We start from the raw sequence: 13,952 nt of genomic DNA, 5'->3' as shown, positions 1-13,952 counted from the left end.
GAGGACGCCCCGGCGTTCACGCCGGGGAGGAATCGCATCCGGGTGTTGCGACGCGGAGCGTCGCCGCATCCGGTTCAGGGCGCGGAGCGCCCTTGCCGCTGTCGGTACCGCCGAGGTGACGCGAACGCGTGTGCCCGTAGTCGCTGGTTGGGGTGGTGGCTGCGAGATCGAGGTACGTGTGTGCGGTCGTCGTACGTACGATCCTTCGGGAGTTCGGGATGCCATGGCGTCCCGGCCGGGGACCGTGAAGGGGGCGAGATGACGCAAGTGAGGGCGGCTGCGGAGGCCGGGCATGCCCGATACACCTACCGGCTGCGCGTGTCGTCCACCGCCCGCTCCGCCCTGGCAGCGGAGTGGGACCGATGCCGGTGGGTGTGGAACGAATGTGTCGCCAAGTCCAAGGCCGTACACCTGCACAACAAGGCCATCGGCCAGAAGGCCACGTGCGGTCCGGCGCAGCTCGACAGGATGCTGACCGAGGCCCGTACCCGTACGCCGTGGCTGCGCGAGGGCTCGTCGGTTCCCCAGCAGCAGATCATCCGCGACTTCGGCCGCTCCCGGGCCAAGGCGCACAAGGACATCCAAGAGCGCCTGCCGATGCGGCAGCGGGCCGGGATGCCGAAGTGGAAGACCAAGCGTGAGGCGCTGCCGACGCTGAACCACACACGGCGCGGGTTCCGCCTGAAGGACGGCCGGCTGCACCTGGCGGGCGGCATCGTCGTGACGGTGGTGTGGTCGCGGGGCCTCCCCGCCGAACCGTCCTCGGTCCGCGTGTACCAGGACAGCCTGGGGCACTGGTACTGCTCGTTCGTCGTGCCCCCCCAGGTGCAGCCGCTGCCGGAGACCGGCCGCGTGATCGGTGTCGACTGGGGCGTGAAGGAGACCGCCACCACCACATCCGACGCCCACGACCTCCCCACGCCGAACACGGCAAGAAGGCCCGGGCGAGGCTGACCCGGTACGACCGGATGATGGCCCGCCGCAAACCGGCGAAGGGCCAGGCCGCTTCGAACGGCTACCGCGAGGCGAAGAACGCTGCGCGCGAAGGCGCACAAGAAGGTCGCCAGGCAGCGTGAGGACACCGGCCGCAAGTGGGCCAAGAAGGTCGTGCGCGACCACGACGCCCTCGCGGTGGAGGACTTCCGCCCGAGGTTCCTCGCCAAGACAACGATGGCCCGCAAGGCTGCCGACGCCGCCATCGGCGCCACCAAGGCCGCTCTGATCGAGATGGGCCGCAAGCACGGGCGGGACATCCGCCTCGTCCACCCCGCGCACACCACGATGGACTGCGCGCACTGCGCTGCGAGAGCCAAGCACGCACTGCCGCTGGGTGAGCGCACCTACACCTGCACCGCGTGCGGAACCGTCTCCCCACGGGACAAGAACTCCGCACGCGTGATGCTCGTCCGGGCTGGTCTCAACCCGGCTGGCGCTGATGGCGTAAGACCTCCTGGAGCGCTGCTCCAGGAGGCGGCCTGAGCCAGGAATCCCCTCCCAGGGAGGGGAGGATTCAAATAGTCCCGCTCCCCCGAGGCGAGTTCGGGCAGCAGCCCGCCGAGGGAGTCATGGGCCGTCAGCAGCAGCACCGGCGGGCGCCGACCCGGGAGCGGGCGCGCCCTGCGGGCCAGGTGATCGACGTCCGGCAGTGTCGAGTCGAGGACGACCAGGTCGACGGGATGCTCCTGGTACCGCGTCAGCGCCTCGGCGCCGGTCCCCGCGAGGCTGGTCCGGTATCCGGCCAACTCCAGGGTGGTCGTGAGCAGTTCGGCCAGGTCCGGATCGCCGGCGACGACCAGAACGCGCTGCCCGGCTCCGCGGGCGAGCGCCTGTTTCCCGGGCGCGCTGCCGTACGTGGGGGTGGCGGACGGTAAGGGAATCATGTGGATCACCCGATCCTCCCGTTTGCCTGACGCAGGCGATCCTACGGGATTAGATTGCTTGACTCAAGTAATTCAGCGTGCTTGCCTGACTCAAGTAACCACGGAGGAAGGCTTCCCCATGACCACGATGAGGTCCGTGTACACCGGCGCCGTCGGCAAGGTCGACGTGACGGACGTCGAGCGCCCCGTCCCCGGCTCCAGGGACGTGCTCCTGCGGATCCGCGCCTGCGGGATCTGCGGCACCGACGTCGGCTTCCTGCACATGGGAGGCATGCCGTTCGGCCCGGGCGGATCGATGATCTCGGTGCCCCTCGGCCATGAACCCGCGGGCGAGATCGTCGAGGCGGGCGCGGCGGTGACGGACCTGAAGGTGGGCGACCGTGTGGTCGTGAACCCGCAGGGCGCGCCGTCCGGCATCATCGGCTGCGGCGGCCGGCTGGGCGGCATGAGCGAGTACCTGCTGATCGAGAACGCCGGGATCGGCAAGAGCGTCGCCGTCGTCCCCGACACCGTTCCCTTCGACGTGGCCGCGCTCAACGAGCCCATGGCGGTGGCCCGGCACTGCGTCAACCGCTCCGCGGCGGGGCCGACGGACAAGGTCGTGGTCTTCGGCGCCGGTCCGATCGGTCTGGGTGCCACGATCTGGCTGAAGCTGCGCGGCGTCGAGCACGTGGTCGTGGCCGACATCATCCCCGGGCGGCTGGAGACCGCCCTGGCCGTCGGTGCGGACGCCGTCATCGACTCCGGCACGGAGGACGTGACCGCCCGGCTGACCGAACTGCACGGCCCGGCCGCCAACGCCCTCGGCCAGCCGCGGGCCGGCACCGACATCTACATCGACGCGGCCGGCGTCCCCGCCGTCTTCAACGCCACCGTGGCGTCGGCGAAGTGGGGCGCCAAGCTGGTGATGGTCGCCGTGCAGAAGAAGTCCGACGGCATCGACCTCGGCGGCATGCTGCGCAGCGAGCTCACCCTCATCGCCTCCCAGGGCTACCCCACGGAGATCTTCGAGGTGACCCCGGAGATCGTCGAGCATCAGGAGCGGTTCGCCCGCCTCATCAGCCACCGCATCCCGTTCTCCGAGGTCGACCGGGCCTTCGAGCTCGCGCTCACGCCGGGCGCGGCCGAAAAGGTGGTCGTCACGTTCGACGACTGAGCGCTCCGCTGGGAGTCCGGTACATCACCTGCGGGTGCGTCGTGGCTGGTCGCTCCCCCACTCTCGGCTTCGCTCGAGCGGGGGGACCCCCATCGCGGCAGCGCCGCATGTCGATACAGCCCCGCGCCCCTTTGGGCGCTGCCCGGACCGCCGCTGGGCCGGCCAGCTGACGGTCACCGGCACCGGAGACGGCCCCGCAAACCACCCCGGGGCGCCCGCTCCGGGCCAGGGATGCGGTCCGGTCGGCAGGCGCGAAGGCGTCCGGTCCGTCGGCGGTGGCCTCCACGCGGGCACCGTCCCGAGGGGGGATTCGAGGTCACCACCCGACTGACGCCGTACCCCACCGCCCAGGCAGGGGAAGACGGAACCCATGACCATCCGCGTGCTGCTCGCCGACGACCAGGCCCTGCTGCGGGCCACCTTCCGCATTCTGATCGACTCCTGCGAGGACATGGAGGTGGTGGGCGAGGCCACCGACGGTGCCCAGGCGATCGACCTCGCCCGTACCCACCGGCCCGACCTCGTCCTGATGGACATCCGTATGCCCGGCACCGACGGCCTGGCCGCCACGTCCGCCATCTGTGCCGACCCGGAGCTGTCCGCGACCCGGGTGCTGATCCTGACGACCCTCGAGATCGACGAGAACGTCGCCGAGGCGCTGCGGGCCGGCGCGAGCGGCTTCCTCGGCAAGGACGTCACCGCCGACGGGTTCCTGGACGCCCTGCGGACCGTGGCCTCGGGCGAGTCCCTGCTCTGCCCGCTCGCCACCCGCGCCCTGATCACCCGCTTCCTGGCCACGCCCGCCGAGGGCTCCCGGCTGGCCACCCCGGAGGACCTCACCGCGCTCACCGCCCGCGAACGCGAGGTGATGGGCCGGGTGGCCGAGGGGCACTCCAACGAGGAGATCGCCCAGAAACTCCTGCTCAGCCCGCTGACCGTGCGCGCACACGTCCACACGGCGATGACGAAGCTGGGCGCCCGGGACCGGGCCCAACTGGTCGTCATCGCCTACCAGTCGGGCCTGGTCCGGGCCGTACCGCCGCCCTCCGTCGGCCGCTGACCCCACCCGCCGTTCAGGGGAACCCAGTGGGCGGGGCGCGTGGTACCGCCCTGCCCCGTCGACACCTAGGCCCGTGACCCTGCCGCTGATCGCCCCGATGCTCGCCACGCCCGGCACGCTGCCGCCCGCCGCACAGGACGCGCGGTGGGCCTACGAGACCAAGCAGGACGGCCAGCGTGCGGTGGTCTACCTGCCCGGCGACGGCAGTGTGCTGCTGCGCGCCCGGTCCGGCGAGGACATCACCGCCACCTACCCGGAGCTGCTGCCGCTGGGCGGCGCCCTCGGCAGCACGCCCGCGGTGCTGGACGGGGAGGTCCTGGCACTGGACGAACAGGGGCGCGCCGACTTCCAGTTGCTGCAGTCCCGTATGGGCCTCGCACACGCGCCGTCCCGGGCGGCCCGCCGGGCGGCGGAGCAGCCGGTCCACCTCGTGCTGTTCGACGTGATGCACCTGGCGGGGCACTCACTGATCGGGCAGTCCTACGTCCGGCGGCGCGCCCAGTTGGAGGGGCTGGGCCTCGACGGACCGTTCTGGTCGACGCCGGGCGCGCTCGTGGGGCACGGCGAGCAGGCGCTGCAAGCCACTCTCGAGCACGGCCTGGAGGGCCTGGTCTGCAAACGGCTGGACTCGGTGTACGAGCCGGGGGTGCGCTCGCGGGCCTGGATCAAGATCCGCAACATGCGCGGCGAGGACGTCGTCGTGGGCGGCTGGCTGTCCGGCAAGGGGCGGCTGACCGGCCTGCCCGGCTCGGTACTGATCGGCCAGCGCGACTCCGCCGGACGGCTGCGCTACGTGGGCAACGTGGGCACCGGCTGGAGCGAGGCCGAGCGGACGGAACTGACGGCGCTGCTGCGGACGCTCGCGACCGACGTGTGCCCCTTCCACCCCGCGCCGGCGGTGGCGGGCGCCCGCTGGGTGCTGCCGCGACTGGTCGGCGAGGTCCGTTACAGCACCCGCACCACGGCCGGGCTGCTGCGCCAGCCGTCGTGGCTGCGGCTGCGGCAGGACCTCACACCCGAGGAGTCCACCGCCGACCTGCCCGAACACCTCGCCTGACACAGCGTCAGCAGGAAGTTGTCGGCTGTCCTTCACCAGGGGGACGCCTGTGACCTCTTGGCCTGGAGGGGAATCCCGGGGAAGCTGAACTGCCCTTTCCCCCACAGCCGTTGGGCTGCGCCCGAATCAGGAGGAGGACGCAGTGTCGTCACCGAAGTCCACCCTGCACCGCAGGAGATGGCTCACCGGCCTGGCCGGCGCCGTCGCGCTCGTCGTCGCCTTCCCCGCCACCGCCTTTGCCGCCCCGCCGCCCGCGCTCCCCCTGAACGCCGACAGCCAGGAGCGGACGTATCAGCCGGCCTTCGACTACGACACGGACGGCTGCTACTCCACGCCCGCCATCGGCCCCGACGGCACCGTCAACGGCGGCCTCAACCCGACCGGCGCGCTCAACGGCAACTGCCGGGACGCCTCCGACCTCGACAACACCAACAGTTACTCGCGCTACAAGTGCAACAACGGCTGGTGCGCCTACATGTACGGCCTGTACTTCGAGAAGGACCAGGCCGTGGCGGGCAGCAGCATCGGCGGCCACCGCCACGACTGGGAGCACGTCGTGGTGTGGGTGCAGAACAACCAGGTGCAGTACGTCTCGACGTCCAACCACGGTTCCTTCACCGTGCACACCGCGTCGCAGATCCGTTTCGACGGCACCCACGCGAAGATCGTCTACCACAAGGACGGCGTCAGCACGCACTGCTTCCGTGCCGCCAACTCCAATGACGAGCCGCCGGAGAACCACAAGGGGACCTGGCAGTACCCGCCGCTGGTCGGCTGGAACGGCTACCCGGCCGGCGTGCGCGACAAGCTGACCTCGTACAACTTCGGCAGCGCCAGCTTCGGTCTGAAGGACGGCAGCTTCAACTCCCACCTCGCCTCGGCGAAGCCGTCGGGCATCGCGTTCGACCCGAACGCCTGATCCGCGGTCTCGGGAGCGACGGGGACCGGCAACGGTCTATCGTGTCCGCATGCCGGTCCCCGATCTGATCCGCATCGTCTCCCGCGACTCCCCCATGGCGCTCGCCCAAGTGGAGCGTGTACGCGCCGAGTTGGCGGCCCTGCACCCGGACGTGCGCACCGAGGTCGTACCGGTGAAGACCACCGGTGACAAGTGGATGGGCGATCTCGCCAAGGTCGAGGGCAAGGGGGCGTTCACCAAGGAGGTCGACGCGGCGCTGCTGGCCGGTGCGGCCGATCTCGCGGTGCACTGCGTCAAGGACATCCCCGCCGACCGGCCGCTCCCGGCGGGCACGGTGTTCGCCGCGTTCCTCAAGCGCGACGACATCCGCGACGCCCTCGTCCACCTGGGTGGCCGCACCCTCGACGAACTCCCGCCCGGCACCCGGATCGGCACCTCCTCCGTACGCCGCGTCGCCCAACTGGCCGCCACCCACCCGCACCTGGAGTGCGTCCCGTTCCGCGGCAACGCCAACCGGCGGCTGGCGAAGCTGGCCGCCGGCGAGGCGGACGCGCTGCTGCTCGCCGTCTCCGGCCTGGAACGCATCGGGCGCCGCGACGTGATCAGCGAGGTCCTCTCCCCCGAGACGATGATGCCGCCGATCGGCGCGGGCATCCTCGCCCTGCAGTGCCGCGAGGGCGACACCGACCTCATCGACGCCGTCAGCGCGCTCGGCGACCCGGACACGCACCGGGAGGCGACGGCGGAGCGCATGTTCCTGCACGTCCTGCAGGGCCACTGCAACAGCCCGATCGCCGGGTTCGCCCGGGTGGACCGCGGCGGCGAGCTGTCCCTGCGGGCCTGCGTGTTCACCCCCGACGGCAAGACGCGGCTCAACGCCCACGAGTGGGCCGGCCGCCTCGACCCGGCCACCCTCGGCACCTCGGTCGCCGTGGCCCTGCTGCGTCAGGGCGCCCGCGAGATCATCGACGGCATCCCGCACTGACCCGTCCGGTCAGGCGGTGCCATCCTCCGCCTGACCGCGCAGGAAGTTGCTCACCTGGTGGGCGAGGCTCTCCCGGCCCGCCGCGGAGGGGGCACAGGAGGAACCCTCGGACAGGCCGGTGCCGCCCGCCCACAGCCGGCGGTCGGTCCAGTCGTCGTCCACCCGCAGCTGCACCTGGACGTCGACCCGGTCCAGGGCGGCCTCGGGTCCGGCCGCGTACAGCACGGCGGTGGCGCGGCGCAGCGGATAGACGTCGTAGCCCTCGATGAACTGTGAGTTGCGCCAGTCCAGGAACGCGCTCTCTCCGTCGGGGCCGATCCGTACGTCGATCTGGCCGTCCTCGAGGTGGATGCCGAACCTTTGCTCGCCGCGGTTCTCGACGGTCACGCGGACCCGGAAGTACGTTAGCCCTTCGGCGGCGTCGTCGCGTCCCCGCGGCGGATCGGCCCGCTCCAGTCGGTGGACGCGGACGCGCAGGCCGGCATGCTCGTCGTACTCCTGCCAGTCCCCGACCACGTTCGGCTCGTACACGGTGCACCTCTCGAACTCTCGAAGCTGCTTCCTATCCGTGGGCTCAGCGCACTGTCAAATGAGCGGAATGCCCTGTGGCCAGGGAATTCACCCGTTTGATCGCTGATCAAGCCGTGCCCAGGGAGAATCGGCACGGGCGGGTTCGCCGGCGTGCCGCAGATCACGTCCGGACACGAGATCAGCGGACCAGTCGCCGGCCGCCGGATGTCGACGGTGGAGAACCGCCTGGTCGCAGGGTGTCATGCTATTCACGAAAGGTGTTTCGTCCCGGTTTGTCCAGGGAATCTGCATGGCAGTGCTTCGGACAGGAGGCACGTCCGTGGGAACCGGCTCGCCGGCCCCGGTGTTTCCGTGCGGTCCGAGCGCGCCTCCCACGGTGTCTGTCCACCCGGCACCTGCTGAGGGAGGCGCGCGGAATGCGTACCGCCGGCAGAACGAAGCAACACCCTCACGACGACGCCCCCGACACCGCCGCCGACTTCGAACGGCTCCAGCAGCTCCCCGAGGGTCCGGAACGCAAGGCCCTCCGCGACGAGCTGGTGCGGCTCTGGCTGCCCATGGCGGAGCGCATCGCCGTCCGGTTCCGGGGCCGCGGCGAGGCCCTCGAGGACCTGTACCAGGTAGCGGCACTCGGCCTCGTCAAGGCCGTCGACCACTACGACCCCGCCCGCGGCCGCGCCTTCGAGGCGTACGCCGTGCCGACCGTCACCGGCGAGATCAAACGCCACTTCCGTGACCACATGTGGACGCTGCACGTACCCCGGCGCGTCCAGGACCTGCGCAACCGGGTGCGCCGCTCCGTGAAGGAACTGGCGCACACGACCCCGGGGCGGGCCCCGACCATCGCCGAGATCGCCGAACACGCGCAGCTGAGCGAGGGCGAGGTGCGCATCGGGATGGAGGCCCTGGAGTGCTTCACCGCGCTGTCTCTCGAGGCGGAGATGCCGGGCACCGACGGTTACGCCCTCGCGGACGCGATCGGCGGTCCCGACCCGCGCTACGACGTCGTCGTCGACCGAGTGGCGGTGGCGCCCTGTCTGCAGGCACTGCCGGAGCGTGAGCGCACCATCCTGTACCTGCGCTTCTTCCGGGGCATGACCCAGAGCTGCATCGCAGAGCAGTTGGGCATCTCCCAGATGCACGTCTCCCGGCTGCTCAGCGCCTGCTTCGCCCGCCTCCGCGAGGAGCTGCTGGCCGGGACGGCCCGCTGAGGAGGCTTCACTGAGGGGGCGCGCCGGGAATCTGCGTCGGACCGTGCCGGTCGAGGGCGTCCTCCAGTTCGACGCGGATCTCCGGGGGGAGCTCCCCCCTGCGGCCCCAGATCAGAATCAGTTCCGCGACATTGCGGAGCTTGATGTTCGTGTGCTGGGAGACCTGTTTCAGCACCGCCCACCCCTGGTCCGGCGTCACCCGCCCCAGCACGACCATCATGCCGATGGCCTGGTCCACCACGGCATGGGAGGCGAGGGCTTCCTTGAGCTGGGCCACTTCGTCCTGCAGTGCCTGGACCTGGTCCGTGGCGTCCGGCGGTACGCGTGTCACCTCTCCATCCTCCCACCGGTACTGCCGCCTGCCACCGGGGTACTCGGCAGGCGCCAGGACCGGTTCCGGTTGGACACTGGTGCCAGACCGGTAGCTGCCGGTCGACGAGACCAGGACGACTGCCATGAAACATGACTCGACACCCGCCTTCCCTACGACGGACGTCATGTCCACGCACACCACTGTGGGGGCGCCCTGCTGGGTGAGTCTGACCAGCCACGATGTGCGGGCCACCGAGGAGTTCTACACCGCTGTGCTGGGCTGGGAGTGGCGGAAGGTCAAACTCGGCGAGCACTTCCGGATCGCCATGGCGGACGGGGTACCCGTCGCGGGGATCGCGGCGGTGGCCAGCATGTGGCAGATGGCGGTGGCCTGGACGCCGTACTTCGCGGTCCGCAGTGCCGACGAGGCGGTGGGCCGGGTCCAGGAGCGCGGCGGTACGACGGCGGTCGGGCCGATCTCCCTGCCGCCCGGACGGGCGGCGCTGCTCGCCGACCGGGACGGCGCGACCTTCGGCGTCTGGGAGGGGGAGCTGCCCTCCGACTGGGAGACCTGGCGCCGCGCGGCATCGGCCTTCATCCGGCTGCACACCCGCGACGCCTTCGACGCCGCGATCTTCTACGGCGAGGTGCTCGACTGGGCGTCCGCGCCCCCCGGGTGCTGCGAGGTCACCTACGAGGGGGAGGAGGTCGTCATGCGCATCCGCGGGGAGGTCGTGGCGCGGATCGAGTCCGGCGCGCTGGAGACGGCCCCCGACCCCAGTATCCGGCCGCACTGGCAGGTCCACTTCGCGGTCGGCGACGTGGCCGCCTGTGCCCGGGCCGCGGTGGCGCACGGCGGGAGCGTGCTGAGCGAGGGGGCCGAGGAGGCGGTCCTGCGCGACCCCGACGGCGCCCAGTTCACGGTGACGTCACGTCGCACACGGTGACGCCGGGCCGGGAGCCGCGCGCGGCGGACGCCCGGCCCGGTCCGCTCACTCCGCGTTGCGTGACGGCCGCGAGAGCAGCACGAGGCTGCGGGCCTCGACGGTCACACCGGTGCCGGCCTTGTGCTCCCGCTCGTCCGGGGTGCCCTGGGGGGCGGCGGTGTCGATCAGGGCCGTCCAGCGTTCGCCGTAGGTGATGTCCGGCAGCCGGAAGTCCACCGGCTCCCAGTAGCTGTTGAGGAGCAGCAGGAAGGAGTCGTCGATCACGGGGCGGCCGTACGCGTCGGGTTCGGCGATGGCGTCGCCGTTGAGGAAGACACCGACGGAGTGCGCGTCGGAGCGCTGCCAGTCCTGGTCGGTCATCTCGCGGGCGTCCGGCAGCAGCCAGACCAGGTCGGGCAGCGGCTGTCCGGCGTGCGTCACCGTCTCGCCGCGGAAGAAGCGGCGCCGGCGCAGCACCGGGTGCGCGGCGCGCAGTGCGATGACGTACCGCGTGAAGTCCCGCAGCTCTCGCTGCTCCTCGGTCAGCCGCCAGTCGATCCAGTAGACGTCGTTGTCCTGGCAGTAGGCGTTGTTGTTGCCGCCCTGGGTGCGGCCGAGTTCGTCTCCGTGGCAGAGCATGGGGATGCCCTGCGACAGCAGCAGCGTGGCGAGGAAGTTGCGCTGCTGGCGGCCCCGCAGCTCCAGGACGTCGGGGTCGCGGGTCGGGCCCTCGGCACCGCAGTTCCAGGACCGGTTGACGCTCTCGCCGTCCCGGTTGCCCTCGCCGTTGGCCTCGTTGTGCTTGTCGTTGTACGACACGAGGTCGCGCAGGGTGAACCCGTCGTGCGCGGTGACGAAGTTGACGCTGGCCCGCGGCCTGCGTCTGCTGTGCTGGTACAGGTCGGAGGAGCCGGTCAGCCGGGACGCGAACTCACCCAGCGTGTGCTCGCCGCCCCGCCAGAAGTCCCGTACCGCGTCCCGGTACTTGCCGTTCCACTCCGACCACAGTGGCGGAAAGTTGCCCACCTGGTAGCCGCCCTCCCCCACGTCCCACGGCTCGGCGATCAGCTTGACCCTGCTGATCACGGGGTCCTGCTGGATCAGGTCGAAGAACGCCGACAGCCGGTCCACCTCGTGGAACTGCCGGGCCAGGGTGGCCGCGAGGTCGAAGCGGAAGCCGTCGACGTGCATCTCGGTGACCCAGTACCGCAGCGAGTCCATGATCAGCTGCAGGACGTAGGGGTGGCGCATCAGCAGACTGTTCCCGGTGCCGGTGGTGTCGTAGTAGTGCCCCCAGTCGCCGTCCACCAGGCGGTAGTACGAGGCGTTGTCGATGCCGCGGAAGGACAGCGTGGGGCCCTTCTCGTTGCCCTCGGCGGTGTGGTTGTAGACCACGTCGAGGATCACCTCGAGCCCGGCCGCGTGCAGCGCCCTGACCATCGACTTGAACTCGGCGACCTGCTGACCGCGGGTGCCGTGCGCGGCGTAGGCGTTGTGGGGTGCGAAGAAGCCGATCGTGTTGTAGCCCCAGTAGTTGGACAGGCCGCGGTCCTGCAGATGACCGTCCTGCACGAACTGGTGCACCGGCATCAGTTCGACGGCGGTCACGCCCAGCGAGGTCAGGTGGTCGACGACCGCGGGATGGGCGAGTCCGGCGTAGGTGCCGCGCAGTTCGGGCGGCACGTCCGGGTGGGTGCGGCTGAGCCCTCGTACATGCGCCTCGTAGATCACGGTGTCGGCGTACGGCCGCCGGGGCGGGCGGTCGTCGCCCCAGTCGAAGGCCGGGTCGGTGACGACGCCGAGCATGGTGTGGCCGACGCTGTCGGCCGGATCGGAGCCGGCCGTGGAACGCTCGTACAGCGAGGGGTGGTTGTCGATCTGGCCGTCCACTGCGGTGGCGTACGGGTCGAGCAGCAGCTTGGCCGGGTTGCAGCGCTGTCCGAGGGTGGGGTGCCACGGGCCGTGCACCCGGTAGCCGTAGCGTTGCCCGGGGCCGGTCCCGGGCAGATAGCAGTGCCAGACGAAGCCGTCGACCTCGGTCAGCGGGACGCTGCGGTGCCGCCCGCGGTCGTCGACCAGGACGAGTTCGACCCGTTCGGCGACCTCGCTGAACAGGGCGAAGTTGGTGCCCTTGCCGTCGTAGGCGGCACCCAAGGGATAGGGGTGCCCGCTCCACGCGGGCACCCCGGTCTTCCGGTTCGGCTGCTGCGTCACCGCGCGTCCTCCAGAGCGCCGTCGTCCGCCGGGTTCGGCGGGGCGGCCAGTGCGGTGACCGGGAGCTCGCGGGGCACCTGAAGCCCCTCGCGCAGGCTCGGCGCGGGCGCCTTCGGCACCAGCGGGACGCGCTGGCCGGCGCGGGCCCGCTGCGAGAACCAGATGACCTTGCTGCCGGTGTCCGTGGCGCAGCAGCCCCAGCCGTCGCTCATCGCGGCGATGTGCTCCAGGCAGGCACGGAGATCCAGGTCCGGGCGGAGCCCGTGGTCGTCGCCGCCGACGGCGGTGATCAGGTGCTGGCGGTTCCACCACATCTCGATCGAGGTGTGCTTGTCCGACGCGTGTTCGTCGATGGCCTTCAGCAGCAGCTCGGCGCTGTGGCAGACGGGCTTGACGAGCAGTTCGAGGTCCCAGTACCTGAGGTGGGCCGCCAGGATGCGGCTGACCTGTCCGACGCGTTCCGGGCTGACCTCCACGTCGAGGTGGTAGTAGCAGGGCACTGCGGTCTTCATCGTCGTGGCTCCTCACCGGCGAGGCTCTCGCTCCTCCTCGCCCTAGCGGGCCGACCCCCGAACACGAAGCGTGAGTGCTGATCGCTTCTGAGTCACCCTCAACGGTGCGGCCGCTAGTCCATTCGTGCAACACGAGCCACAACACACCGAGTTTGTTGAAGCTCTAACAAGACGCTGGGTCGCCGTGCGTGCACCATGAGTGAAGGCCTCGATCGCCGTAACGGATCCGTGTCGCCGTGCGCACGGCCGCCGGCCCGACCGTCGGGAACGTGCCCATCGAGCGCCCGGAAGGTGACACGGCGCCATGATGCTGCTACCCGCCAGAGCCGAAGTCGCCCGGCAGCTGCGGCGGTACCGGACCTGGGAGCGCGTGATGCTCGCGGCCCCCTCCGACCGCACGGTGCGGGCCACTTTCGAGGACTCGGGTTACACCCTCTGTGTGCTGATGGGGAAGCGCTGCGCGCGCGAGGCGGCCGAGGCGGCCGAGCGCTATCTGCGCACCAGCCAGGCCACCTACCTGCTGGAGCAGCACGGCCGTCCGCACCCGACCCGAGTCCACCGACGGGGACCCCCGTCGGGCCGGCGTTCCCGGGCAAGGCGGTAGTCCCTTTTCCGGTGCAGGATCCCGAGCCGGGCCCCAGGGGCCCGGCTATGAGTACGACGGAGGTGAGACCCATGAGTACGACCGAGGCCATCGGCCGCATCCCGGTACGGGACGTCCACCCGGTGGTGGACCGCGGCAGGCGCCCGGCGAAGGCGGTGCCTGGAGAGACGTTCCAGGTCACCGCCACCGTGTTCCGCGAGGGACACGACGCGGTCGCCGCCAACGTCGTCCTGCGGGATCCGCAGGGCCGCCCCGGTCCGTGGACGCCGATGCGTGAACTCACCCCCGGCACCGACCGCTGGGGGGCCGAGGTCACCCCCGACACCGAGGGCCGCTGGACGTACACCGTGGAGGCCTGGAGCGATCCGCTCACCACCTGGCGCCGGACCGCCCGGATCAAGGTCCCGGCCGGCATCGACACCGGCCTGGTCCTCGAGGAGGGCGCGAACCTGTACGAGCGGGCCGCCGCCGACGTGCCCGAACGGACGGCACGCACGGTGCTGCTGGACGCGGCAAGGACCCTGCGGGACGACTCGCTTCCGGTCGCGACGCGCCTTGCGGCGGCGTTGACGCAGGAGGTGGACG

Annotated in this window: 13 protein-coding genes and 2 pseudogenes; 10 read left to right on the top strand and 5 right to left on the bottom strand. The window is 71.0% G+C overall.

Annotated features, from left to right (window positions below):
• Positions 1-258 precede the first annotated feature (258 nt).
• Positions 259-1,479: pseudogene (locus ACTWQJ_RS13015) on the top strand (RNA-guided endonuclease InsQ/TnpB family protein).
• A gap of 89 nt (positions 1,480-1,568) precedes the next feature.
• Here ACTWQJ_RS13015 and ACTWQJ_RS13010 read toward each other — a convergent pair.
• Positions 1,569-1,880, bottom strand: a pseudogene (locus ACTWQJ_RS13010) (response regulator); the annotation flags it as partial.
• 118 nt (positions 1,881-1,998) lie between these two features.
• On the opposite strand from ACTWQJ_RS13010, the gene ACTWQJ_RS13005 reads away from it, so the two are divergent.
• The 5 genes from ACTWQJ_RS13005 (at position 1,999) to hemC (ending at position 7,057) form a co-directional block, all read left to right on the top strand.
• A complete protein-coding gene (locus ACTWQJ_RS13005) occupies positions 1,999-3,036 on the top strand; it encodes a zinc-dependent alcohol dehydrogenase (RefSeq protein WP_443306790.1) in 1,038 nt (345 codons plus the stop codon).
• 370 nt (positions 3,037-3,406) lie between these two features.
• Positions 3,407-4,096, top strand: a complete 690-nt coding sequence (locus ACTWQJ_RS13000; RefSeq protein ID WP_443306788.1) for a response regulator — start codon at positions 3,407-3,409, stop codon at positions 4,094-4,096.
• Between the two features lie 73 nt (positions 4,097-4,169).
• Complete coding sequence (locus tag ACTWQJ_RS12995; protein ID WP_443306787.1) at positions 4,170-5,153, top strand: ATP-dependent DNA ligase; 984 nt, start codon at positions 4,170-4,172, stop codon at positions 5,151-5,153.
• Between the two features lie 142 nt (positions 5,154-5,295).
• Positions 5,296-6,072 (top strand): NPP1 family protein, encoded by a 777-nt coding sequence (locus ACTWQJ_RS12990; protein ID WP_443306786.1) that lies wholly within the window; start codon positions 5,296-5,298, stop codon positions 6,070-6,072.
• Positions 6,073-6,121: 49 nt separating this feature from the next.
• A complete protein-coding gene (gene hemC, locus ACTWQJ_RS12985) occupies positions 6,122-7,057 on the top strand; it encodes a hydroxymethylbilane synthase (RefSeq protein ID WP_443306785.1) in 936 nt (311 codons plus the stop codon).
• Between the two features lie 9 nt (positions 7,058-7,066).
• Here hemC and ACTWQJ_RS12980 read toward each other — a convergent pair whose 3' ends face one another.
• Entirely contained in the window at positions 7,067-7,588 is a 522-nt protein-coding gene (locus ACTWQJ_RS12980) for a hypothetical protein (RefSeq protein ID WP_443306784.1), read from the bottom strand.
• Between the two features lie 416 nt (positions 7,589-8,004).
• Between ACTWQJ_RS12980 and ACTWQJ_RS12975 the strand changes: the two genes are divergently transcribed.
• Positions 8,005-8,799 carry a SigB/SigF/SigG family RNA polymerase sigma factor gene (locus ACTWQJ_RS12975; RefSeq protein WP_443306783.1) on the top strand — a complete coding sequence of 265 codons (795 nt, stop codon included), beginning with the start codon at positions 8,005-8,007 and terminating at the stop codon, positions 8,797-8,799.
• Between the two features lie 7 nt (positions 8,800-8,806).
• Here the strand turns inward: ACTWQJ_RS12975 and ACTWQJ_RS12970 are convergent, their stop codons facing one another.
• On the bottom strand, positions 8,807-9,130 hold the full coding sequence (locus ACTWQJ_RS12970; RefSeq protein ID WP_443306782.1) for an ANTAR domain-containing protein: 324 nt from the start codon (positions 9,128-9,130) through the stop codon (positions 8,807-8,809).
• Positions 9,131-9,254: 124 nt separating this feature from the next.
• Here ACTWQJ_RS12970 and ACTWQJ_RS12965 point away from each other — a divergent pair, with 124 nt between their 5' ends.
• Complete coding sequence (locus ACTWQJ_RS12965; protein WP_443306781.1) at positions 9,255-10,058, top strand: VOC family protein; 804 nt, start codon at positions 9,255-9,257, stop codon at positions 10,056-10,058.
• A gap of 45 nt (positions 10,059-10,103) precedes the next feature.
• On the opposite strand, the gene glgX is transcribed toward ACTWQJ_RS12965, so the two are convergent.
• Both glgX and ACTWQJ_RS12955 read right to left on the bottom strand, forming a co-directional pair.
• Positions 10,104-12,221: a glycogen debranching protein GlgX gene (glgX, locus tag ACTWQJ_RS12960; protein WP_443306805.1), complete on the bottom strand. Its 2,118-nt coding sequence runs from the start codon at positions 12,219-12,221 to the stop codon at positions 10,104-10,106.
• 26 nt (positions 12,222-12,247) lie between these two features.
• Positions 12,248-12,763 carry a pep a2 gene (locus ACTWQJ_RS12955; RefSeq protein WP_443306780.1) on the bottom strand — a complete coding sequence of 172 codons (516 nt, stop codon included), beginning with the start codon at positions 12,761-12,763 and terminating at the stop codon, positions 12,248-12,250.
• Between the two features lie 307 nt (positions 12,764-13,070).
• Between ACTWQJ_RS12955 and ACTWQJ_RS12950 the strand changes: the two genes are divergently transcribed.
• On the top strand, positions 13,071-13,367 hold the full coding sequence (locus ACTWQJ_RS12950) for a DUF5133 domain-containing protein (RefSeq protein WP_443306804.1): 297 nt from the start codon (positions 13,071-13,073) through the stop codon (positions 13,365-13,367).
• A gap of 71 nt (positions 13,368-13,438) precedes the next feature.
• Positions 13,439-13,952: maltotransferase domain-containing protein (locus tag ACTWQJ_RS12945; protein ID WP_443306779.1), on the top strand; the 514-nt coding region annotated here is incomplete at its 3' end.

The organism is Streptomyces sp. KR55, assembly GCF_052245645.1.
In the GTDB taxonomy this organism is placed as follows: domain Bacteria; phylum Actinomycetota; class Actinomycetes; order Streptomycetales; family Streptomycetaceae; genus Streptomyces; species Streptomyces flavusporus.
Note: the sequence above shows the minus strand (reverse complement) of the source record. Positions and strands in the feature narration are given on the sequence as shown.